This is a genomic window from Solidesulfovibrio magneticus RS-1, from assembly GCF_000010665.1.
In the GTDB taxonomy this organism is placed as follows: domain Bacteria; phylum Desulfobacterota; class Desulfovibrionia; order Desulfovibrionales; family Desulfovibrionaceae; genus Solidesulfovibrio; species Solidesulfovibrio magneticus.
This window is the reverse complement of the sequence record NC_012796.1, coordinates 4,147,631-4,170,252: the sequence shown is the minus strand read 5'-3', so window position 1 is coordinate 4,170,252 and position 22,622 is coordinate 4,147,631. Positions and strand designations below refer to the sequence as shown.

Below are 22,622 nucleotides of genomic sequence, written 5' to 3'. Positions count from 1 at the left end.
CCAAAGGAGGTTCTTCAAAAATAATATTTTTCTAAATAGTTGGATGCAAGAGATGAAAGTCAAGTTTTGAAAAAATTTAAAAGCAGGTAATGATATGAGCATTGATTCTAACTCGGGTGATGAAAATCAAAGTCAAACACAGAATATATTCGATATTTTGAATAGAAACATTCAAAATGGACCGTCAGAACAATCCAAAGAGATGGTCAGCCAAGAAAAACCGGCAATCTCTACGTATCCCATGGCAGAGTTCATTGATAGCATGCTGGAGTCGAATAAAAACAACAGCAAGACAAAGAAGTCAGAGCCTTTTGAGCAAATCAATCAAATAATGAACCAATATGAACTTTTTCGTGACTATTATAGTTCGCCTTGTGCAACACGTATTGTAAATAATGTAAAGAAAACATATTATATTGAAGATTCGTTTGAGAACGTGCTTCATGCAGATTTTATCTACAACTTCAATGAACCAGCGGCTGATTCGATGATTAAAAAAGCAATAAAGCTGATGAAGTATTATGCAAACGAGAATCCTGATCCAAGAAAGACATATAAGCGTTTCGCCTATCACGAAGGTTCCATTTATTTAGATCTTAACGACGGTAAAGGGAGTGTTGTCAAGGCAGATAAGAATGGTTGGGAAGTTTTAGTAAACCCTCCTATTGAATTTATCCGTACAGGGAACATGCAATCATTGCCGATCCCTATTCAAAATGGAAGCTATGATGATTTCTTCAAGCTTTTAAATTTCAAGCGTGAATCTGATTTGATTTTGACTAAGGCATATATTCCGTGCATTCCTAATACTGAAATTCCTCGCCCAGCTTTGTTTCTTGTCGGGATGAAGGGAAGTTCGAAGTCAACAACGGCAAGACTCATTCGCCGTTTAATTGATCCTGTCATTAATGAAGTTCTGTTTCCCAAGAATAATGAACGCGATATGAACTTGATCTTTCAGCAGCATCCGCTCCCGGTCTTTGACAATGTTCAGAGTTATGATGAACGTCAGTGTAACTTTCTTTGCATGGCTATTACAGGTGGAGGAATGGAAGAACGCAAGCTTCACACAAACGGGGAAACATTCTATACGCATTACAAGAAGCCGTTTATATCGACCAGTATCAATGTTCCAATCGTTGCAAAAGATTTGGTAGATAGATCAATCATCGTCGAACTTGAGAAGATTAATCCAGAAGATAGAAAAGATGAAGAAGAAATATTCGCTGAGTTTGCAAATAACCATGCAAGTTATCTCGGAGGTCTTCTTGGAGTTATTGTTCAGGCCCTGAAGATCAAGCCGAGCATCGCACTTGAAGCAAAACCTCGAATGGCTGACTTTGCTAGAATGGCATGCGCAGCTGGAGAATCGATGGGAGTGTCCAGTAGCGACATTCTTCATTGCTATAATAGAAATAAGTTCGTTTTTTATTCCTCAGAGTATGAAGATGATCGCCTTTTGCTGTTGCTTATCAAGTTCTTGGAAAGTGTCGGTGGATTCGAAGGCACTGTGACTGAACTTCTTGGCAAACTGAATCAATTCGTTGAATTAAATCATAAAGATGATGTCGACATTATACCAAAAAGAGCTAATGCGTTGTCTCGCAAGCTTAAAGAATATGACGAGCAATTAACTCTTGTTAGCTGGAATATGCAATTCTCTGAAAGTGCAAGAACAGCGCGGTTAATTACATTCAAGAAGATTGAAATGAACTAATATATTCAAAGTATAGGAAGGTTCGTATGCTGTTTTTATTATCTCCACTAGCAAATATTCCAAAAGGGAGGCGGTGGAGATAGGGGAGATGTGGTGGAGATATCTTCGGGGGTATCTCCACCGCTAACCCTTTAAAAAATTTGAAGAAAATAATTTGGTGGAGATAGGGGAGATATTTTCTGCTTTGTCCCTTTTCTTTAATTAATTTTTAGAAAAAATTATAATAGAAATGTGAAACTTCTTAAGGGTATGAACTCAAGAAAAGTGAACTTCAAGTTGAAGGAAGCAAGATGAATTAAATTCAACTATCAATAGAATGATAGAATTAAATATTATTTAGAACAATTCAATTGAAATAATATTGTTAAAAATAGTTAATATAAATAAAATCTAAATCATAGTTGCTTTATATTCTTCTTAGTTGGGTCTACTGCTACTTTTTAATCCATCTGGACCATAGCTATTGTCTAGAAATATTTTTTAAAAACTCCTAAAATAGGAAGATTACAAAAATATCTCCCCTATCTCCACCTCTTAAGAATTTCAAATAATTTTGGGCATTTAGAGGTGGAGATATCGCTTTTGAGATCGCCACCATATCTCCCCTATCTCCACCAAAACATGTGAAGGACGAGTCATTCTTGAGCAATAATATCTTTAACAGAATGTTTTTGGATTCAAGATCATGGTAAAGATATATTAATCTGGACAAACAGAAAACAACTTTCATTGAAAATTTGATAGAAGTTTTAGATATAGATTACAATCGAATTATTTGTAGAATAAAATGTCATGGGTGCCTTGCATTAAATCCAGTCCAGTGTCCTTGTCGTAGGACTGACGCTTAATCCCAAATTGGCGTCAAAGTCAAAAAATAAACCATACTTAGGAAGTTCGTATCCATCGACTCCATCGAATTGATATGCCTAAGATGTTCTAACTCGATATTGAGCAATCAAGTCGAGAGAAGGGATGAGACCTTTGAACTGGCCCATTGTCAAGGTGGCGCACATGCTGAGCGATGTTCGTGGCAAACAGAAGCTTATTTTAAAGTGATACTTGGGTATAATTGCTTTAGCTCATGTGTAAGCGATTAGAAATGGGACAGCTCATGATAGCTGGTTTTGAAACCAAGGGAAGTCCATGAAGTTTGCTGAAAGGTAAAAGCTTTTGGAGGAGCTATTGACTTCATGGATGGCTGCGTATCTGTAAGAGATACACCAGGAGAAGCAAGGTAATCTATATCATTTAAAATTTCAAAAATAATTTTCATCAACGAAAGTTGCTAAATCTGAAATGTCCACATACATATTTAACAAACACTTCATCTCCTGGTATCGCTGTGTGCCGGAAATCGGCCTGCACAGTGAGGAACGAGGGCTTAGGCTGGAAACATCCTATTCTACTCGGAAGGATGCCGATTATATCATGAGTAATCATGGTGACAATTGGCTTACAACATCTACAAATAATTCGATCCATGAAAAAGTCTTCAATTTGGGAGACTTTTTCTTCTAACGGCAAACTTTCCCGGTTTCCACAAGCTTTCCCCTTGTCCGATTCCCCATACTTCCCCGGGCCGGCTCTCTAGGCTCCCGTTCTAGGGCCGTTTGGGGCTTGGGGTAGGGTTTGGGCCCCGTCCAGGGCAAAAGCCCCGGAAACGGGCTCCTAGGCCCAAAGACTGTTTTCCGCCCGTTCAGATCACCACTTTTCTCAGTAAAAACAGAAAATTACTGTCATTTTCATGCATTATTACGCGCTTCATATAGATATTCTTTACAAATACCATTTTTTAGGAAAGGAGCTGTTATGGGGACTAAGAAGGAAAACAATCCGGAAGAGAAGAACCCTGAAGCAAAGCGGAAGATGGAATCCAAGTACGATCCTCGCGTTCTGCGACAATTGGTTAAGGATGGTCTTGATGCCTCCCAAATCATGGACAGGATGGGCATTAAGCATCGACAAACGTTGAAGCAGTACATCCTCAAACTCATTTCGACGGACCGTGTTCTCTACGAAGTTAAGGATCTGTATTTGAAGGATTCAAAGAGACCGAAGGTGAATCAGCAGGGCATCCTGAAGATAAACCTGAAGGTCCATGACCTCGGCGATGTTCAGGTCAATGAAGGCGATGAGTTTTCGGTGGAAATCATCGAAGGCAAGATCGTTTTGACAAAGATCACCCCATAACACTCTAACCGGAGTGCCATGTGAAGCAATTTGCATGGCATTTCTTATTGTAGCTATCTTTCAGTCATTTTCATTAACTTCGTACAGAAATATACAAGATATCCAAAGTACGTTTTTACATAATAACGTACATTCAAAGCAACATTAAGGGTAAACCGTTGGTTTTCAAGGCCAAACATTGCTGTTGCTTGGCCTTGAGCTTTGGCAGACCATTTTAAAAGTCACAAAACAATATCTTGGGATTAAAAACAGGCATTGGAGGGAATTATGAAGGTCGAGCCAATCAGAGAGCTTAAGGATGTTAAAAGTATCAAACGGATACTTTCAAACAACCCTCGTAACTTGTTACTCTTTGTGGTTGGCGTGAACTCTGGCCTTAGAACACAAGATCTGCTGTCTTTGAAAATTAAAGACGTAAAGGACTTGAAAATAGGGCAAAGTGTTACCGTCACAGAAAAGAAAACCGGGAAGACAAATATCTTGCTGTTAAACAAGGAGATCAAGGAAGCATTGGATGCGTACCTAAAAAGCGAAAACCACATGGATAATCATTACCTTTTCAAAAGCAGAAAAGGTTCGAATTATCCTCTGACAACATTTGCCGTCACAAAATATGTCAAACAATGGGCAGAGTCAATTAATCTCAAAGGTTCGTATGGTGCTCACACCTTGCGGAAAACCTGGTGCTACCATCAACGGAAGACATTTGGAGTTTCTTGGGAACTTATCGCGTTACGGTGTAACCATTCGTCTCCCTCTATAACTAGGGCATACTTAGGAATCATGCCTGAAGAAATAAATGATATCCTTAATCACAACATTTAACATAAACAGGGCCGCACGCCGGCCCTTTTCTTAATTCTGGTCATAAATCTGTGTTGCTGCCTGAGAATATTTGCCCCGTAATCTCTGATAGTCATATTTGCTCAATCAATTTTATTTTAAACAAATATTTATGGATATAGTGTTGACGAACAAAACGGCCGACTGTGGTCACGACTGAAAACGACTAAAGAGGTTTAGAGTAAAGTGAAATAAGCATAGAATCTAGTGACATTGGAAAACAACAAATCAAACAGAGCAAAGCATATGAATATTTCAATCAAAGAAAATCTAGGTAAACCACTTACGCCTGCAGAGTTAGGAAAGTTACTCGGCATCTCTGCAAGTACGGTTCGCCGACACTATCGGCGGTTCGGTGGGGTAGAAGTAGCGTCAGGGACTTATCGTTTCTTTGAAAACATCGTCATGGAGAAGATTGATGCCAACCTTAGACAAGCGTTCGAAGAATCCACGATGGAAGGGAGTAGTAACCGTTCACAGGAATCGGAAAGAACGTCGATTTCCGGACGACAGCCAGAAAAGTTACCGCGCCGCCGTTCAATGGGAGGAAGAAAAACGGAAGGAAATGATGGAGAAGCAGACCAAGGTCGACACGGTCTGTAGTGTTGCAACATGGCTCAACAACTATCTCGATTATTCAAAAGAATCACAATCTTCGAAAACATATGACGAAAAACTAGCAACATGTAAACGTTTTGCAAAGTTTATTGGCAAAGAAACCTTGGCAAGTGACATCGATACTTCCAAGGGAATGGAATTCCTTCGGGGTCAATTCAAGAAACGGACTGGATACGCTACCAACCGGGATCGAAAGAACTTATCTGCTGCATGGGGTTGGGGTCGTAAATATGTTCCAGGTTTTCCAAGAAACGAAAACCCATTCCAAGACATTGACCGTTTCCCAGAAGTTCGTTCTCCACGTTACGTACCCCCTGAGGAGGACTTCTGGAAAGTTTTCAATTTGGCCGAGGGTCAGGATAAGGTAATGCTTCTTACTTTTCTCCATCTTGGAGCTAGAAAGGGAGAAGTGTTTCGCATGAAAGTCGACGATCTCGACTTAGTAACTGGTTCTGTGAATATTTGGACTAATAAAAGAGAAAATGGGAATAAAGAATGTGATGTTTTGCCGTTAACAAATGAATTGAGGCTGGCCATAAAAGCATGGCTGGAGTCTCGACGAGCAAAGTCACCTTTTGTTTTTGTAAATACTTCTGATGCTGAGTTTGCTCTTAAATACTGGGGTGAACCTTTTAAGTATCGACAACATTTCATGGAAAAATTATGCAAGCGGGCGAAAGTTAAACCTTTCGGATTCCATGCGATACGTCACTTGACAGCAACAATCCTTTTTCGCGCTGGACAACCTTTGTCAGTTATCCAGGCAATTTTGAGACATAAGTCTCCAACAACAACGGCGAGGTACTTACATGGGTTAGGATTAGGTCAAACAAGAGAAGCATTGTCTAATGTTATGGAAGGTAGAAATTTTCAGTTAACTATTTAAAAAAAGGAAGCATGTCATGAATCAAGACTTCAGTTTTTTTGTCTATAGCGCATTACATGACTACATTTCAAACATCGCCAAGTCACTTGGCGCGTGGCCAAAGTTTAATATTTTTCGCAAGAATAATCATATAGCAATTGGATTGTCGTTTCCTGTAAATATGACTCGTTATGAAGTTAACGAGAATATGGCTTCGAAAATTATTAAAGAAGACATTCCAATGGATGTAGTGTTGAAAGTTTTTAAAGAAGCAAACTCACCTGACATCAAGAGCCTCCCTTTAGACAGCCGCACGTATTATTTCGTACGCTATCTTGATGATATTTTTCATGCTGAAGTTTGTAAATTGATTTCTCGTAGATGGTAATTAAGTCAGCAGCAATGACTATTTTATCTAATTAGACTGTTTAAGTATAAAAACTTAGGAGAAAATGTATGGGATGCTGTTATTACTTTGAAGTCGCCTCTTGTGGAAAGTTCTTTACGTGTAAAGTTACTAATCCAGCGACTGGTGCGTTTAAAGTTATTCAAACAATATCGAGTAGCGAAAGTCAAGATATTCATTCGGAAGAAAGTATTAATATAGTCCTTTCTAAACGCACAAAGGGGAAGCATCAAACTCATATAGAAGAATGTAGAAAAACTTTTCTTAAGAATTATAACTTCAGCAATTTGAAGCGTTCTCTTGTAAGAAAAATGTTTTCTGCTCTGATTACTCTGTATGAACATGGACACCATGACCCTTATCCGGTTCATTCTCTTGAATGTTTTAATAATACAATTTATCCAACTGTCTTTAAAAAACAACGTTAGAAAATCACATAAGTTCTAGAGGAAGGGTGAGGTTGCCACTTGGCAGCTTCACCCTTTTTAAATTTACTTTTACTGACCAAAACGATGCTTCTTTGTAACAAAAACATATCAATAGCAATTACTGTCTTGTTTCATTACACCTTCGCAATCAAAACCAATGGAGCACTACTGAAGTAGCTATTATATTTTTCTGTACCTTTGGAGTTAAATCTGTGTTAAATTCGAAATTACTCATAAAAATTTTTTCAAATTTAATTGACAGGCCCAAAAACCGTGTTTATGGCTTCCGTAGAGAGTGAGTGGCGCGGCGCAATTGCGAGTATAATAAACGCTAATTGGAAACACAATAGGTTTTGTCTTTCGTTAAAAGCTTGGTTGTAGTCAACAAACAACTGAATTAAGAAAGCCTTGATGGATACAAAAGGTTGTTACAAGTTTTAAAAATTACAACACTAAACAAAGCGAGAAAAAAAATGCTTACAAACACAAAAATTAATTGGACTGAAAAGACATGGAATCCCGTAACAGGGTGTACCAAGATCAGTCCTGGTTGCTTAAATTGCTATGCGGAGCGCATGGCTCATCGTTGCCACTGTATGGGACTCGCAAAATATAAAGATGGGTTTAAGTTGGCAATCCACCCGGACAAGCTCGATGAACCACTGAAGACCAAGAAGCCAACGATGATCTTTGTCAATTCCATGTCGGACTTGTTCCACAAGGATGTTCCGCTCGAGTTCATCAAGGATGTCTTCGCCGTCATGGGCCAAGCTGGACAGCATACCTTCCAGGTTTTGACAAAGCGTGCTGAACGGTTGGCTGAACTTGCTCCAACACTGACTTGGTGGCCGAATATCTGGATGGGGGTCACGGTAGAGCGCCAGGAATACCTTTACCGCCTGGATTGTCTTCGCACTGTCCCTGCGGCTGTACGGTTCACCAGCTTTGAACCGCTCCTTGGGCCACTGCACGAGATCAACCTGGACGGGATCGGATGGGTGATTGTCGGCGGCGAATCCGGCCCCGGCGCCCGGCCAATGGAACCAGCTTGGGCAACTGATATCCGTAATCAATGCTTATCCAAGAAGGTTCCTTTCTTGTTCAAGCAGTGGGGTGGCGTACGGAAGCAGAAGAACGGCAACCTTCTCGATGGTCGAGAGTGGATGGAATATCCGTTAGGTAAGTAGCAGGTAAATTCTATTCGTCATAGGAGAAAAGGGCATTCTGAAAAGGATGCCCTCAACTACAAAAACGAAACAAATCCAACAATGCAATCTAAACAATGAGTTGTTTATTTTAGTCGAAAAATACAAAAAAATACAAATAACACCCTAAGAAACAAAAAGGGATTAGCATGAAAAATTACTACGCCATATCTGAAAGCGGAGCTATCCGCAAACGTTTCACTGTCACCAATAAAAGCTCTGGAAAATTCAAGCTTATCGCCGAAGAACCGATTCTCGATACTTTCTCCGGCGAAGGATTGCCTATCAATATGTTGACGATTGTTTGCATTGATGACGCCAGCGGCAGTCCTGTTGTCAAGAAGATCGGCACGGTGAAAACAATCAAATTCACGATCGAGGATTGTGATGTCGAATGCGTTGAAAAAATGATATCGAAATTCATTCGAACATACGAGAGCAACAAGTCGTTTCAACAGGAAGCTTTTGAAATACCACAACTGTTGGAGTTGGCTTACTCGCCTCGGAAGTTCAAGAATAGAACTAGACCTTTGTCTTTTGAAGAGATGATTGTCTTGCCCGTTGATCCTCGCGACGGGAAAGAAGCGAAGTCTTAGTTAAGTATATGTACTGGTGGGGTCATCATTTGGCCTCACCAGTTTTTTTGCTAATTGTCGCCCTGGTCCCGGTCCTTGGACTTTCCCCTGCCAAACCACTTGCCCAAGATGAAGGAGCCGTATCCCGCGACTCCTGAGGCTCCTAGGGCCATTCAGGGGGTACAGGAGCCCGTTCCTACCCCGAACACGAACAGGTAGGCCAGGACAGCTCCGCCGACTAGCCAGGCAAAGAGCGCGGTGAGTTTGCTTTTCATAATGGCCTTATTCTCAATAAGCAGTACGGATTCGATTTAGTTCAACTAAAAAAAATTGGATCATTGTTACGTTGAAGCGATGAGGTCTTTAAGTTCCTGTATGGCAAGCCAAGGAAGTTGGGAGTGAATCATTCTGTGGCAATTTGAACAAACTATAGCAAGGTCTTCTATTTTTGTACTAGCTTCAGCATCTAAATATGACAAAGGCTTGATGTGATGAACCTCAGCGAAGTTTTTCCCTCTTTCTCCGTAGAATTTATGAAAGCTAAAACCACAAACTTCACACTCAAGTACTCCACAAGTATTCATGACGTATTTTTTCTTACTTTCTATCAAAGACTTACTTCGTTCTCTCTGGACATGGATCTTTGTCAAAACTTTCCCCTCTCTTGCCTCTGCAATATACTTTTGAAGGTTCTTCTGACCTATACTTCTGTCTACTCCAATGTTTTTTATAATTACATTTGCAGCTTCTCGCAACTCCATAACATTGCCATTATATTCATCCCAAACTTTTTTATCGCCAGAACCAATGCCGGTGAGTCCCTTTTTGCCAGTAGATGTGTACAAAGGATCAAGACTACGAAAATTCATCATCTTCATGTAGACACCGCTGGTGTTGCGGTAATCTTCATCCCGGCATTCAACATTTCTGCCCATTTCATTGAGTTGATTTGACAACTGTAAGACCGCAGCACTATTTTTACCAGGAGGAGAGCCTCTGTGTTTAATATACAGATCTAAGGCCAGTATCAACTCATCACGTGTCCATGGCGGATTTTGCATAACCATATCCTCTGCAAGGTCTATAAACAAAAACAAGGTGTTAAGCGTTGTCGTTGGGAAAATTCTTTACGTCTACATTCAACACTCTTTTGCCAAGCACCTTGTAAAATAGCTCCAAGTTTTCAACATACCAAAGAAAATAACTTGCCCATCGCTCCCGATCTTGCAAGCCAACATTGTTCAACCGAAAGCTAATGTAGCTTTCTACTTTTTTGGGAGTTCCAAGCCACCACAAGCTGTGACCATATTCCTGCTCAATTTGATCCTTTTGGTCTTCTAGCATGCTATATAATTGCCTAGAAATATCACCAGTAAGGCAAAGTGTAACTCCAATCCACCCTTCTTTGAGACTTACTGCAGCAGTCAGGCGGGCGTAACTTCGGCCTATAGATATGTTCATCCAGTTTTGAGGCAATGGTTTAGTAGGCTTTAAAATTTTGCAGTGATGTTTCATCTGGCTAAATAACCCAGACCAAAATTCTACATAAAAAGATTGGGTCGATGTCAACTCTGACGAAACAACTGTTTTTGCTTTTGTCACTGACTTAAGCCAATCGTTTGGCATTGATATGATATTGAATTTTGGAGCAGGCAAAGAGTCATTGATTTTCCAAAGCTCTATCTCCAGTCCAAAGAATTTGAATTTATCATCTGTTATTTGATTTAACCAATCAAGTGCGGCACGATGCTCATCTGTAAAGCTAGCAGCAACCCAGATAATTGTCGCTGCATCAAGACCAGCCGCATATGTTAGAAGCTGACCGAGATGGGTGTGATCAGTTTTTTCTAGTTGATTTTCAACCAGAACCCATTCATTTGTTGCAATGTCTTTACAAAGGATATCCGCACGGAATGGACCAACATTTTTCTCTTCAGCTTCCAATTCAAGTTGCAAGTTTATAGAGTCGCCCAATAATGATAAATTTTCTTCCTGAGCAAGCCAGGGCGTAAAATCACCAGCTTCATTTAGCCAGCCAGACCGAAGATCAACTTTTTCAAGCTTTCCAAATGTAGACATAACCATCCATATCTTATTTAAAAATTTTGAGTTGATTGAATCTGCAGGAAAATCATGCTTGGCCTTAGAAGTTTATATGCTGCCTAGCTTCTTCAGATGGGCTTTTTTATCGACTATTTTCCTTGCTTTACGAGTGAAGTAATTCCAAAATCGATGACTTTAAGCCGAAACTCAGGGACATCACGTTGCCCCTTGTCGTCTAGTTCACGAAGAACTAGATAAGCAGCCACGTCAGACGGGTGGTGTAGCCCCTTTTCTTTCAATGTTCTACAAATACGCGAGGCACTAGAACAAATGGATTCTGACACATCCTGACACTTGATTTCCAACGCTTTAACATCAGGCAAATCTAAATCTATCACTGCATTTGTCCAAAGAGGCGCTATCTCTCGAAGAGAATGTTCATCTAGAGAGCAATTTACCTTTGAAATACTACGGAAAGTCGTATTCCAAAGCGAAAGTTGCCGTGAACCAGACTTCTTCCTTTTGATCCCACGAGGAGGTTTTGCCGTTTCGTTAGTAAAACACTTTAGCATAATCCATTCCCCTGTGTGCAAAAATAAAATCTATTCAAATATTCCAACAGCATCTACAACAATTGAGGATATGCCATCTGTGACATTCAATAAACAACAAGGCCTACGGCTAAAAAAATACTGTGACCATCTAAGTTTGACATTAAACTTCCATAAAATACCCAAATTACTCTTGCAATTTCAAAAAGGTCTTCATTTTCATGTCTTGATACAATACATGATTAATTAGCCATTTTTTTAAAAAAGCAATCACCGATTCCTCAGAAATGAATCCTTCTCTATACAGAGATTGCTGAAATGCCTTAACGTCTTGTTTTAGCTTGGCATGTTCTTGGGCATGGGCATTTGCCTCAGGAAAAGAAATCTTTTTCTGATAACTTTCTTCATTGTCAAAATGATAAACAGTATAAGCACGAAGTTCCTTAAATGATTCAGTAATCATGCTGGCGTCTTTGTCGCCCTTAACATTTGAGATAAGTTTATTGCAGAGTGAAATTAACTTTTGATGCTCTTGGTCTATTATTTCTACGCCAACACTCAATGCCGGCGTCCATTCGATCTTACCCATATAGTTGCCTCGAAAAGATTAGCTAGCCACCCAGAGGCTATAGAATGATTCTTGAAATTTCATTCTAAATAATCTTCTTATCCATAGCCAATTAGCAGGTTTTATTTTAACAAAGAACACATCCTATGCATCCAAAGATGCTATAGAATGATATCTAAAAAATTCAACGTCCTCACTGTGTATGTGCCTAAGGAGATATTCGTAGCAATAAGAAAGCTGCTCAATGGCTGTGTCGCCTTTTCCATTGCCAATCTCTTGAGAGGAGCGGCTTATTATCCATAAAATATTATTATGCTGCTCGATATGGTCCTTCGCCATAAAGTAATTTGACTCTCGCATCATCTTCTCTTCTGTCTGAAAATGATGACGCGCATAGCTATAAACTCTTTCATAAAGCTGGAGAATATCTTCATTACCTGCGCTGTTCTTTGCCACCAAGACTAGATTGTCCAGAAGCGAAATCAAATTGACGTGCTGGGAATCTATTACAGAGTGGCTCAACAGCCCCTCTAATTTAATTTCGACAAAGGACATTAAAAGACAACCTCAACTTTAGAAAAGTTCAGGCCCATAACTCAAGGCTACCTGCAAGTGCCGGAAATGACGGTCTTTAATATTTACTGAAGATCGTCCAAGATAATACACACTTATAGAGCCTGTCCCGTGAATGGCTAGCCGCAAGCAAAATATCTATCAACTGAAGAAACTACGTCGATATCCGGGCCTCTGAGCCACTTTTGACCGCGACCATGGGATGGATGGTGGAAATTTTTTTCTCAAAAAAATGTTCACGGGACAGGCTCTTATAATAACCAAAAATAACTTTCAAATTAAATTTCTTGTTAACATACTGCGCCAGTATAGTACACTCCCATAAGGAGCAGCTCACCCATTACTGCTAAATAAAAAAGAAAAGGGGCATCCGGAAGGATAACCCCTTGGCATTTAAGAGTTGAGGTCTTTCACTCGACCTCGAACCCTTCATCTTCGTCATCTTCCTTGGACGCGGCTTCAACGTCTTCAAGGATCGCTTCGATCGCAGCGGCCGCTTCGTCAAGTCGTGTTCCGAAGTTGTCAAGATCTTCACTGCCTTCGTTTTCAAGGTCATCATACACTTCCCGCAGGAAGTTTGCGGCCTTCTCCAGTTTCTTCAGGTGGGCTTTTTTCATCTCGACCACTCCCACGGTGCTATAACTATCTGACCCAAATATGGTTAAAATTATGACCACAGTCAATGCCGTGGAGGAGGGCGGTTCACGGGTCGGTCAATCAAGCACACCTGACCCACCGCATCCTGTGCTCAGGCAGACTCAACTATCCAAAATCAAGAATGATTTCTCACGAGACAGCGGCCCGCGACGGAAAATTGAACGCGGACTCACGCTGCCGTTATTAATAGCGCATCCAGCCCTCTGGATTCACACGAAGATTATGAAGGACACCGGCGGGATTTTGAAAATTGTGTCCAGTCGTGAGTCCAAAAAGAAAAAAGGGTTATCCTTTCGGATAACCCTTTGATTTCTTTGGCGTCCCCAAGGGGATTTGAACCCCTGTTAGCGGCGTGAGAGGACCTTCGTTGTGCGTACTTCACCCATATTTTCAGTAGGTTAAGTCCAGTTAGATCCGGGTGAATTCGACCGATTCCGACTAGGTTTACCTACTCGCTGTGTCCGCTATTCGCCCTTCGGTGGAGTCCTACTGAGATTTCGTTACTGGCCCTTGACGTCCGGACCTTCCCAACGCCGGTCGATGAACAGGTGGTGCTTGGTTCGTCCAAAAGACCTTAGATAGTCCGTAATTCACGTAGGAGATCGTCAACTTCTCTACGTAAAACGGCCAGTGCCTCTGCGGCACCTTGAATAGAACCACTCCGGCCAATAGCATCGAGTTTCATTGCAGCCTGAAACGCTTGGCCAGTGTCGAAATTCCCAATTTCACTCTTTAATCCGTGTGCATTTTCGTGAATAGCTTGCGGGCAATTCGCAAGTAACGCATCTTGTAAATCCAAAAATCGCACCTCTGCAATTCTTGCAAAACTCTCTACTAACTCTGTCAAGAATTCACGGTCATTGTCAAAGCGAGCCAGTACACTTGCTGGATTGATAGTTAACTTAAAATCTGAAGACGTTTTAGCCGCTTCTTCTTGATTTTTTCGGGTGGGCGAAGCCCATTTTGCAAGTTTCTCTGCAAGCATGCCGGGGTCAAGCGGCTTAGATAGATAATCATTCATACCAGCATCAAGGCATCGTTCCCGATCCGACTGCATGGCATGGGCTGTTAGCGCAATTATTGGTACGGGGTTCTCGCGATGAGTATCAAGTGCTCGAATGCGACGGGTAGCCTCAATGCCATCCATGATGGGCATTTGAACGTCCATGAGAATAGCATTAAAGTTACGTTTCTCCCAAAGTGTAACTGCCTCTTGACCATTTTCGACTATGGTAAACGAGTGCCCCATTTTGTGGAGTACATGGCTGATGACCCTCTGGTTTACGGGCGAATCTTCTGCCACCATGATATCAAGGCCCTCGCCAAGCGGCACTGTTTCTATATTAGACTCCACTTGAAATTGTGTCATCTTAACAGCATGCCCGAGAGAGATTAGCACGCAATCTAGGACGTGAGATGGATCGAACGGCTTAAGCAGGAAATCCTTCACAATCGAGGGAGCGATTCCACCTTCGAGTTCGATTTGGCTGGACGATATAAGGATAAAAGCGGGGGGATGACTGCCGCAAAGTTTCTCGACTCGTTGAGCCAAGGCCAATCCGTCTATTCCCGGCATTTGCAGATCACTTAGCAAAAGACGGATAGGGTTTCCTTGGGCTTCGTGTTCTTTGAGTATGGTTAAGGCCTCAAATCCATCCTTAGCCTCTTCAACTAAAGCTTTCCATCCTGCGAGCAGCTCGCGAAGAATCGCACGATTTGTTGCGTGATCGTCTACTACCAGCACGTTTAAACCGTCGAGTACACTGCTGTCAGGAACCCAGTAGGCTCTTGGAGCTTGCTCAGCCACGGCCAAACCAATCTCGAAAAAAAACTCACTGCCCTTGCCCAGATTGCTCTCCACGGACAGCTGTCCGCCCATGAGTTCAATCAAATGTGACGAGATCGCTAGGCCAAGGCCAGTCCCGCCAAATCGACGAGTAAGTGAACTATCAACTTGTTCAAATGGTTTGAAAATAATTTCCTGTTGCTGCGGAGACATGCCGATACCTGTGTCTTTGACGCTAAAACGTATATATGCCACGCCATCGCTTTCCGATAAAAAATCAACACAAACCGCAACTTCACCACGTTCTGTAAACTTGATGGCGTTGCCAACCAAGTTGTTAATGACCTGTTGTAAGCGCGCAGGGTCTCCTCGTAAGAACACTGGCATGTGAGGCGAAACAACCAGAATTAACTCAACGCCCTTCTGCTGGCAGGCAATTGTCAAAGGCCTTAATGTCATGTTTAGAACTCGGCGCAAATCAAACTCAATAATTTCTAAAGAGAACTTTCCAGCATCAATCTTAGAAAAGTCAAGAATATCGTTAATAACGGCCATGAGAGTGTTTGCCGAGTAATGGACCGTCCTAACGAACTCAAGCTGTTTGTCACTCAGTCGTGTGCCGAGCAAAAGATTACACATTCCTATAATTCCATTCATTGGAGTGCGAATCTCGTGGCTGGTATTGGCTAGGAAGGCACTTTTCGCGCGACTGCCAGATTCAGCGGCTTCCTTTGCCTTCTGCAAGACGTCATTCATTCGCGACTGTTCATCGAGCCTGCCAGCCAGTTTCATGCGATCCGAGTTGGCCCGCACCAATTGCCATAGCCCAGCAAGCAGGGCCAACGAAAAGCCTCCCGCCACAAAGGTCATCATCCACGGCGAGACGCTTCCCAGCACATCAGAGGTTCTGGCCACGCTCACAAGGCCCAGCGGAAAATCACCCACGGTGGCCCACATTGCTAGGCAAGACTTCGCTTTCAACTTCTTCGCAATATCGTTGTTGAGCGTGACTTGTTTAAAGCTGGGCTGGGCTAGAATTGCTAGAACGGCGGCTAGTTGTCCGGGGGCAAAATCTCCTCCGAGGGATGCAACTGAAGCCCCCTTCCACACCACCCCTAAAGTGATGCGGCCAGGTCGCGCAAAAGGCTTGAACAAATGTGATAGAAGATTTTTTAAAGGGATGCGGGCCAAAATATGACCGTGTGGCTGATCCTTAACCACTACATTTTGTAATAAAATTACACTTCCCGGGTAAGCCGACGTATCCACTATCAGTTTGGTATCTGCATCAATGGAGACAAATTTCTTCCAGTAATCTTGGTTAGGTTGTGTTGCCCCCTCGGCAAGATGCTGGGCGCTCGCTATCTGTTCGCCTTCGTTGTCGACAAGTGCCACGGCATCATAAATCTGTTCTCCTCCAAGGGAGCGATCGTTAATAATCTTTTCGAAGAGTTCTGAAATTGCTAGACGGCTGGCAAGCAACCCGTACTCTACCGACATCCCCAGTGCCTTGTTCTCGAAATATGTGAGCACTTGCCTACTGTCGGCTATGTCAAGAATATCATTGTTACGTTCATAAAAAAAATAATCCAGCGTAGACGACATGTTGAGTGTAGCGTTTTCAAAGTCATCAAGAGCAGATTTCTCCCTTTTTGAGAGAGATGAATAATTAAATGCTATTAACGCGCCGAATACGAGTACAAGTAGAAGTGCTCCACCCCAAACAAGACTACTACTTTGCCCCCCTCCAGAGGGAACTTCTCTGGAGGAGGGTAGAGCAATGCTGTCGTGGAATTGAGAGTTTTTCTGATCTGTCATGGTCATTCCAAAAGTTGCTACTTTTTGAAGAACTCCGGGAAGTAAGTAAAGACGAGAGGATAATACTTGTACACAAGAGCTTCATATTTTCCTGAAGCTTTGAACTGCGCATAGAACTTATTAAATTCATCGCGGAGAAGTGGTTGATCCTTGCGGAAACCTACGGCCATTTCCTGCTTTCCCGTCAATGGGCCAATAATCTTGATTTTCCCGGGGTACTTTTGAAGGGCAATTATGGCGTCAGGGACGTCGAGCAGTGTGGCTGGGGCGTCTCCCACGATCACAGCCGGAGCGAGGTCGTTGAGGGAACCAGCAAAATCCTTAGCCGTAACGCCTGTGGGAGTTAAGTTAAAAAGCGATGGATCTAGACATGTTCCACTCTTGCAAAGAATGGTCAAGTCCTTCAGTTTGGCCCTGGTGAGTTCGATATCCTTGTTAATGTCACCAGTAGGTGTGATCGGTGTGAGGGGAGAGTCGGTACGCACCACCAACCATACCTGGGTGGGAAACGTTGGACTTGAGTAGTTGAGAATCTTCTCCCGCCACGAAAGAACTGTAAGACCATTGGCCAACAGATCACCCTTGACGGGCGCGTCTGCGATGAAGTTGACATCACCGTCCTGCAACTTAAATTTTTTGCCGATAAGACTTGGCAGGGCGGTGGGCCAGTCCTCCTGGACAAACTCGTATTTAACCCCAAGATGCTCACAGAAGGCTTTGATAATCTCGACGTCAAAACCGTCGCCTTGACCAGTGATGAAGTTTGCGTACGGGATTCCCAGGTGGCGCAGAACTCCGCTGGCTTTTATCTCTGGGAGGTCATTCGCCCAGGAGTAGGTCGAAGGAGCAACAAAACCGATCGCAACGGCTAGGATTAACGCACTAAAGAAAGTTGCCCTCATGAGTTTTTCCTTCTAGGGTTTGGGTTGGGTGCTTCACTATTGGTTTTCTGCTTGAATACGAAAGATATCAGGCAGAAGTGAAAAAAATAAATCCAAGATATTTGGGTCGAAATGTCGCTCCCGGCCCTCCAGCATAATGTCTAAGACTTGTTCGCGAGACAAGGCTGGGCGATAGATACGGTCGTTGGCCAGGGCATCGAAAACGTCCACGATGCTTACAATCCGCGCGCTTACAGGAATGGCCGTTCCAATCAATCCGCCAGGATAGCCACTACCATCCCACTTCTCATGATGTCGCAAGGCGATATCATGGGCCATACTGATAACCTCAAACTGCGAGCCAGCAAGGATACTTGCTCCTATAACAGTATGTTCCTTAATGATCTCGTATTCTTCAGACGTGAGTCGGCCGGGTTTTTTGAGAATATCGTCTGGGATTCCTACCTTGCCGATGTCATGCATTGATGCTGCGACTCGAAGATCATCAAGGCTGGTGGAGTCCCATCCTAAATGATTTCCTAACAGGGCACTCGTCAACCCAATGCGACGTACATGAGAGCCAGTTTCCTGGTCGCGAAATTCCAGGGCAGAAAGTAGACGTTCAATAAGTTCGTCTTTGGTCTTCCTTAGGAGTTGCGTTTGGCGCTGAACAACACCCTCTAGGGACCTGCTATATTCCTGATGCTCTCGTTCGAATCGGACAATTCGTTCACCAACATTTATTCTTACTTGAAGTTCTTCAAAAGAAAAAGGCTTGACAATGTAGTCGTCCACGCCTCCGTCAGTAAAGCCGTCTACTAGATCCTCAGTCTCTGATTTGCTTGTCAACAATATTATGTATGTATAATTATTGTTTTTGGCTTGACGAACCCTCTTTGCTAGCTCAATGCCATCAAGATTTGGCATCATCCAGTCAGTAATCAGCAATTCTGGAGGGTCTTCGTATGAGAAGAATTTATCAATTGCAGAAAGTCCATCGCAACACGTTTCAACTGTATGCCCATTCTTTTGTAAATACCTGCATAACCTTGCTCGCATTATGGGGTCATCATCGGCGGTTAGTATGCGCATGAATTTTCCTGTGTATTGCTTTTAAACAACTTGACTTTTTGCTTGTAACCACATTGACAAGAAAACAACGTTCCTGAAATTATTTAGGGATCAACGCTGATAGTTCGTCTCTCCTAGGGTTTTTCTTAGCCAGAGCAGTTCCGTCTTAAAAGTACAAATTCAAATAGGATTGACTTTCATGTTTTCAACTCGCACTGTTTTCTGAGAATCATCGAAATTTTGCCAAATGATTGCTTGTTTTTGTATGCATTTTTTGCTAAATCGAAACAAATCTAACTAAATACGTTTGATGTTTTGTGTGTAAACCGAAAATTAGCCAGAGTAACCGTCGATGAGCCAAAGACTTTGTTAACGGATATTGTTGATGTGCAGGAGCATTTTAAAATATTTTTGCGATTATTTGGTTGATAGTATGTAAATCGACAAAAAAATACGCTAGAGAAATATTTGGAATAAAGCTATAATCAGTAGCTTGCCGAGCAAAATAACTTGCTAGCAAAAATCGTAGTTCAGCACATACTACTTATGAACTGCGTCTTTTCAAGGAATTCAACGGCCATCTGTCTGGATAATCTGTCTCCTGTTTTGCATTGATTGACGTTACAGTTTGATTCCTTCCATGCCTTTTCGCTTTATATAAAAAGTTATCTGCTGATTTTAATAGGCTGTCGATTGTTTTTATATGTTTTGAGCAAGCTGCAACGCCACTGCTAATTGTAATATTGATTGGAATTTCGTCGTATTCAAAGATAGTTGATTCAACAATTGTTCTAAATCTTTCCACTGCTGCTGCTGCATTTTCAAGAGATGTTTCAGGCATTGATATGGCGAACTCTTCGCCGCCTAAGCGTCCAATTATATCTGAAGATCGGAATTCTGTTGTTGCTAATGTGCAAATTTTTTTCAAAACCATATCCCCTGCAGAATGTCCCCATGTATCATTTACAGTCTTAAAATTATCAATGTCAAAAATTGCCACAGAAAATTCAGTATTGTAGCGAGTTGCTGAAGATAATAACGCTCCAGAAATCTCCATAAAATGGTGCCGATTGCTAACTCCCGTCAAGCCATCCTTTGTTGCAAGCATTAAAAGATTAAATTCTAAGTTTTTTTGTTCAGATATATCAGTAATCATAATGAATGCACCCCCAGAAGAATTATCTAATCGAGATATTGGAGAGCTTGAAAACAAAACCCACAAACATTCGCCATCTTTATTTCTAATCCTACACTCTAGCCTGGGTATGGACCGTTCAGTTGCATTGATAATTGTTCTTGAAAAAAATTCTTCGCCACAAGGCAAAAAAATGCTATCAATATGCAACTCGCGAAGCTCATTTTCGCTATAGCCTGCTAACTCCTGAATTATTTTATTCGAATAAGTAATATCAAAATGCTGATTAATAGCAATGATGCCCTGGTTTGATGTTTCGACTATGAGTCGAAACTTTTCTTCACTTTCCTTTAGTTCATTTTCTGCACGCTTTCTGTCAGTAATATCTGAAACGAAACCTTCGTAGCTGTTGATATTTCCGAATTGATCTCTCACTGAGCGCATAAACAAAGATATCCATGAAATAGTTCCGTCTTTCCTTTTTCTTCGTTGCTCTAGCCCATACAGGCAACAGTTTTTAAGTTGATCTGTCGTTTGCGTTCTTTCAGATTCATTAACATAAATATCAGATTCAATAGAGCTAACGCTGTTTATTAAGTCCTCTGCGGAATCATATCCGTATATTCTTGCCAAGCTCGGGTTTGCAGCGAGATACTTTCCATTTGGTGTTGACTCAAAAATGCCTATGGGAGAATTTTCGATCAAATTTTTGTATTTATTTTTAAGCTTCTGGAGACTTGTTTCGATTTGTTTTCTTTCTGTAATGTCAACCATTACTGACAAGTAGAACTTCTGGCCTTGTGACTCTATTATTTCTCCGTAGAAAATTCCTTCATGAACATTGCCGTCCTTGTCATATATTTGTGCTTCGCTGTTTTTGATTTGTCCATCTCTTGAAAGTATTTTTAATAAATCGCAATACTTGTCATGACTTGTGAATAAATTTAATTCGTCAGAGGTCTTTCCAATAACTTCGTCTCTTTGGTATCTAGTTATCTCGACGAATGAATTGTTTATATCTATCAGTCTCATGTCTGGCATAGTTGATAAAGCCATGGGAGCCGGATTGCAATTGAATAATCGTTCGAATTTTTGCAAAGCTTCTTGTTCAACCGTTAAGTCTCGTGATATTCCAAAAACACAATCTTGTCCTTTCCATCTTCCTTTCCATATTCTTGTTTCTGCGGGTAATGAAGAACCATTCTTTTTTAACAAAGGGAGAGGGCATGTTGCTCTTTTTCCCTTAAGCATATCTCCAAAAATAGTCACTGCTTCATGTCTGACGTTTTCTGGGTGAATATCGATAACGTTCTTATTTAATATATCTTGCGGTGTAAATCCTAAAATTTCTTGCACAGAGTTGTTTACCTGGACTATTTTGCCGTCACTACTAACGACCCAGGCTATGTCGTTGATTGATTCAAAAAAACTTCTAAAACTGTCTTCGCTCTCTCCAAGAGCAATTTCTGTATTTTTTTGGTTCGTTATATCAAACACAACCCAAACAACCCCTCGTTCTATATCCATAGCATCAATGGCACTGCCCGAAATTATAACCCAAACATCTTTGCCGCATTTTCTTTTTAGCCGCCACTCTGTTGAAACAATACGTTTTTTTGCAGTAGCACTCCAGTAGCGCTCTCCAAACTTCAGAAACGACTCCCTATTTATATGTAGCATTTCCACTGAATTTCCAATTAGATCACTTTTGTCATATCCGAGCATTTCGAGTAAACCAGAATTAACATCAGTTATGACACGTTTTTTTGTGACAACAAGAATGCCAAATGCAGGCACATTAAAGATGCCGTCCTTCCAAGAAATGCTGTTAACTAAATGGCGTTGTGCTCCTAAAAAATCAAACTCAACATCGCTTAAAGAAGCAAGCTTGGATTCAAGTTCTGCTACACGTTTTCGAGCGCTATCCAATTCTTTTGCTATTTGAGTATATTCCAAGCTTAAGTCTTGCATGTGTCAGCTCATTTGCATTCACCAGGCATTAAGATAGCGCGAAAGATTGCGACGTCAATAGCGCTCTTGAATTGCCTGATAGAAGCATAAGTTCGAATTAAAGTAGTAGAACTAAACAATAATATTACGCGCCCAAACTCCATGGCGTCAAGCCAATCCACAATAAGAGCATCGGTTTCCAGCCGCTGCAGATGACCTGGGCAAGGGACACCATTGTTCCAGGCTCGGCCCCCATGAGGCTGTCAATCACAGCCAGGGCATCGTCGTAATTGGCTTCAGTCTTAATCAGGCGTTCCATTTTCCTCTTGCGGGAGCAAATGGCATAATACTCCCATTTTCAACACCCCGCTCAAACGCTCCAGAGCTTGTCTAATCGGAGGTTCGAGATGTACGCGTATCGTCAAACCCTTGTCCGGATGCGCCTTTGCGAGTCCGACAAGCAGATCGCAAAGACCGGCCTGAGGGGGCGCATAAAACTAGCCCACGTCCGTGAGACAGTCGAGTCGCACTGATGGCTCAATCCAGTTGCGGCGTCCGTGTCCGCTGACGCGGTCCTTTCTTCGTTTGTTTCTGACAGGGCCTCAACCTCCAGTGTCATCACTTTCCAAGACGATGTTCGGGACTGGGGCAAGCAGGGTGTTGCCGGCTGTACAATCCACCAAGTCCTGATTCGCAAGCATGGCTCTACCGGCGCGTATTCAAGTGTCAGGCGATTCATCGC

At 41.9% G+C, this 22,622-nt stretch carries 20 protein-coding genes; 9 read left to right on the top strand and 11 right to left on the bottom strand.

Annotated features, from left to right (window positions below):
* Positions 1-94: 94 nt before the first annotated feature.
* The 9 genes from DMR_RS24720 to DMR_RS17285 all read left to right on the top strand — a co-directional run bounded on the left by DMR_RS24720 (position 95) and on the right by DMR_RS17285 (position 8,868).
* Complete coding sequence (locus tag DMR_RS24720) at positions 95-1,717, top strand: hypothetical protein (RefSeq protein ID WP_015862318.1); 1,623 nt, start codon at positions 95-97, stop codon at positions 1,715-1,717.
* A 1,809-nt stretch (positions 1,718-3,526) separates the two neighbouring features.
* Positions 3,527-3,907 (top strand): hypothetical protein, encoded by a 381-nt coding sequence (locus tag DMR_RS17295; RefSeq protein ID WP_015862314.1) that lies wholly within the window; start codon positions 3,527-3,529, stop codon positions 3,905-3,907.
* 267 nt (positions 3,908-4,174) lie between these two features.
* A complete protein-coding gene (locus DMR_RS23820) occupies positions 4,175-4,732 on the top strand; it encodes a tyrosine-type recombinase/integrase (RefSeq protein WP_015862313.1) in 558 nt (185 codons plus the stop codon).
* Between the two features lie 264 nt (positions 4,733-4,996).
* Positions 4,997-5,353, top strand: a complete 357-nt coding sequence (locus DMR_RS25440; protein WP_232502824.1) for a hypothetical protein — start codon at positions 4,997-4,999, stop codon at positions 5,351-5,353.
* Complete coding sequence (locus tag DMR_RS23815; RefSeq protein ID WP_232502823.1) at positions 5,316-6,254, top strand: tyrosine-type recombinase/integrase; 939 nt, start codon at positions 5,316-5,318, stop codon at positions 6,252-6,254. The genes DMR_RS25440 and DMR_RS23815 overlap by 38 nt, the downstream gene beginning before the upstream one ends.
* 16 nt (positions 6,255-6,270) lie before the next feature.
* Positions 6,271-6,621: a hypothetical protein gene (locus DMR_RS24715; RefSeq protein WP_015862311.1), complete on the top strand. Its 351-nt coding sequence runs from the start codon at positions 6,271-6,273 to the stop codon at positions 6,619-6,621.
* A 68-nt stretch (positions 6,622-6,689) separates the two neighbouring features.
* Positions 6,690-7,067 (top strand): hypothetical protein, encoded by a 378-nt coding sequence (locus DMR_RS24710; RefSeq protein ID WP_148208474.1) that lies wholly within the window; start codon positions 6,690-6,692, stop codon positions 7,065-7,067.
* Positions 7,068-7,540: 473 nt separating this feature from the next.
* Positions 7,541-8,254, top strand: a complete 714-nt coding sequence (locus tag DMR_RS17290; RefSeq protein WP_015862309.1) for a DUF5131 family protein — start codon at positions 7,541-7,543, stop codon at positions 8,252-8,254.
* A gap of 167 nt (positions 8,255-8,421) precedes the next feature.
* On the top strand, positions 8,422-8,868 hold the full coding sequence (locus DMR_RS17285; protein WP_015862308.1) for a hypothetical protein: 447 nt from the start codon (positions 8,422-8,424) through the stop codon (positions 8,866-8,868).
* A gap of 320 nt (positions 8,869-9,188) precedes the next feature.
* Here DMR_RS17285 and DMR_RS23810 read toward each other — a convergent pair whose 3' ends face one another.
* The 11 genes from DMR_RS23810 to DMR_RS24935 form a co-directional block, all read right to left on the bottom strand.
* Positions 9,189-9,908 (bottom strand): HNH endonuclease, encoded by a 720-nt coding sequence (locus DMR_RS23810; RefSeq protein WP_158304258.1) that lies wholly within the window; start codon positions 9,906-9,908, stop codon positions 9,189-9,191.
* Between the two features lie 40 nt (positions 9,909-9,948).
* On the bottom strand, positions 9,949-10,926 hold the full coding sequence (locus tag DMR_RS23805; protein WP_148208472.1) for a DUF4268 domain-containing protein: 978 nt from the start codon (positions 10,924-10,926) through the stop codon (positions 9,949-9,951).
* Between the two features lie 113 nt (positions 10,927-11,039).
* Positions 11,040-11,462, bottom strand: coding sequence for a hypothetical protein (locus tag DMR_RS24705; protein WP_148208471.1), 423 nt, complete (start codon positions 11,460-11,462; stop codon positions 11,040-11,042).
* A 166-nt stretch (positions 11,463-11,628) separates the two neighbouring features.
* Positions 11,629-12,030 carry a bacteriohemerythrin gene (locus DMR_RS22535; protein WP_015862304.1) on the bottom strand — a complete coding sequence of 134 codons (402 nt, stop codon included), beginning with the start codon at positions 12,028-12,030 and terminating at the stop codon, positions 11,629-11,631.
* A gap of 123 nt (positions 12,031-12,153) precedes the next feature.
* The gene (locus tag DMR_RS22530; RefSeq protein ID WP_015862303.1) at positions 12,154-12,564 is read right to left on the bottom strand and encodes a hemerythrin family protein; all 411 of its coding nucleotides are present in this window, start codon (positions 12,562-12,564) and stop codon (positions 12,154-12,156) included.
* Positions 12,565-12,992: 428 nt separating this feature from the next.
* Entirely contained in the window at positions 12,993-13,199 is a 207-nt protein-coding gene (locus DMR_RS17265; RefSeq protein ID WP_015862301.1) for a hypothetical protein, read from the bottom strand.
* A 614-nt stretch (positions 13,200-13,813) separates the two neighbouring features.
* Entirely contained in the window at positions 13,814-16,843 is a 3,030-nt protein-coding gene (locus DMR_RS17260; RefSeq protein WP_232502822.1) for a response regulator, read from the bottom strand.
* Positions 16,844-16,860: 17 nt separating this feature from the next.
* On the bottom strand, positions 16,861-17,745 hold the full coding sequence (locus DMR_RS17255) for a transporter substrate-binding domain-containing protein (protein ID WP_015862298.1): 885 nt from the start codon (positions 17,743-17,745) through the stop codon (positions 16,861-16,863).
* A 36-nt stretch (positions 17,746-17,781) separates the two neighbouring features.
* Positions 17,782-18,816, bottom strand: coding sequence for an HD domain-containing phosphohydrolase (locus tag DMR_RS17250; protein WP_015862297.1), 1,035 nt, complete (start codon positions 18,814-18,816; stop codon positions 17,782-17,784).
* Between the two features lie 523 nt (positions 18,817-19,339).
* Entirely contained in the window at positions 19,340-21,901 is a 2,562-nt protein-coding gene (locus tag DMR_RS23800) for a PAS domain S-box protein (protein ID WP_015862296.1), read from the bottom strand.
* Between the two features lie 124 nt (positions 21,902-22,025).
* Positions 22,026-22,199: a hypothetical protein gene (locus DMR_RS24935; protein ID WP_015862295.1), complete on the bottom strand. Its 174-nt coding sequence runs from the start codon at positions 22,197-22,199 to the stop codon at positions 22,026-22,028.
* Between the last annotated feature and the right edge of the window lie 423 nt (positions 22,200-22,622).

What these genes read in the sequence shown, in the direction of transcription:
- DMR_RS24720 (WP_015862318.1), top strand. Translation starts at nt 95, where the DNA reads ATGAGCATTGATTCTAACTCGGGTGATGAAAATCAAAGTCAAACACAG.
- DMR_RS17295 (WP_015862314.1), top strand. Translation starts at nt 3,527, where the DNA reads ATGGGGACTAAGAAGGAAAACAATCCGGAAGAGAAGAACCCTGAAGCA.
- DMR_RS23820 (WP_015862313.1), top strand. Translation starts at nt 4,175, where the DNA reads ATGAAGGTCGAGCCAATCAGAGAGCTTAAGGATGTTAAAAGTATCAAA.
- DMR_RS25440 (WP_232502824.1), top strand. Translation starts at nt 4,997, where the DNA reads ATGAATATTTCAATCAAAGAAAATCTAGGTAAACCACTTACGCCTGCA.
- DMR_RS23815 (WP_232502823.1), top strand. Translation starts at nt 5,316, where the DNA reads ATGATGGAGAAGCAGACCAAGGTCGACACGGTCTGTAGTGTTGCAACA.
- DMR_RS24715 (WP_015862311.1), top strand. Translation starts at nt 6,271, where the DNA reads ATGAATCAAGACTTCAGTTTTTTTGTCTATAGCGCATTACATGACTAC.
- DMR_RS24710 (WP_148208474.1), top strand. Translation starts at nt 6,690, where the DNA reads ATGGGATGCTGTTATTACTTTGAAGTCGCCTCTTGTGGAAAGTTCTTT.
- DMR_RS17290 (WP_015862309.1), top strand. Translation starts at nt 7,541, where the DNA reads ATGCTTACAAACACAAAAATTAATTGGACTGAAAAGACATGGAATCCC.
- DMR_RS17285 (WP_015862308.1), top strand. Translation starts at nt 8,422, where the DNA reads ATGAAAAATTACTACGCCATATCTGAAAGCGGAGCTATCCGCAAACGT.
- DMR_RS23810 (WP_158304258.1), bottom strand. Translation starts at nt 9,908, where the DNA reads ATGCAAAATCCGCCATGGACACGTGATGAGTTGATACTGGCCTTAGAT.
- DMR_RS23805 (WP_148208472.1), bottom strand. Translation starts at nt 10,926, where the DNA reads ATGTCTACATTTGGAAAGCTTGAAAAAGTTGATCTTCGGTCTGGCTGG.
- DMR_RS24705 (WP_148208471.1), bottom strand. Translation starts at nt 11,462, where the DNA reads ATGCTAAAGTGTTTTACTAACGAAACGGCAAAACCTCCTCGTGGGATC.
- DMR_RS22535 (WP_015862304.1), bottom strand. Translation starts at nt 12,030, where the DNA reads ATGGGTAAGATCGAATGGACGCCGGCATTGAGTGTTGGCGTAGAAATA.
- DMR_RS22530 (WP_015862303.1), bottom strand. Translation starts at nt 12,564, where the DNA reads ATGTCCTTTGTCGAAATTAAATTAGAGGGGCTGTTGAGCCACTCTGTA.
- DMR_RS17265 (WP_015862301.1), bottom strand. Translation starts at nt 13,199, where the DNA reads ATGAAAAAAGCCCACCTGAAGAAACTGGAGAAGGCCGCAAACTTCCTG.
- DMR_RS17260 (WP_232502822.1), bottom strand. Translation starts at nt 16,843, where the DNA reads ATGACAGATCAGAAAAACTCTCAATTCCACGACAGCATTGCTCTACCC.
- DMR_RS17255 (WP_015862298.1), bottom strand. Translation starts at nt 17,745, where the DNA reads ATGAGGGCAACTTTCTTTAGTGCGTTAATCCTAGCCGTTGCGATCGGT.
- DMR_RS17250 (WP_015862297.1), bottom strand. Translation starts at nt 18,816, where the DNA reads ATGCGCATACTAACCGCCGATGATGACCCCATAATGCGAGCAAGGTTA.
- DMR_RS23800 (WP_015862296.1), bottom strand. Translation starts at nt 21,901, where the DNA reads ATGCAAGACTTAAGCTTGGAATATACTCAAATAGCAAAAGAATTGGAT.
- DMR_RS24935 (WP_015862295.1), bottom strand. Translation starts at nt 22,199, where the DNA reads ATGGAACGCCTGATTAAGACTGAAGCCAATTACGACGATGCCCTGGCT.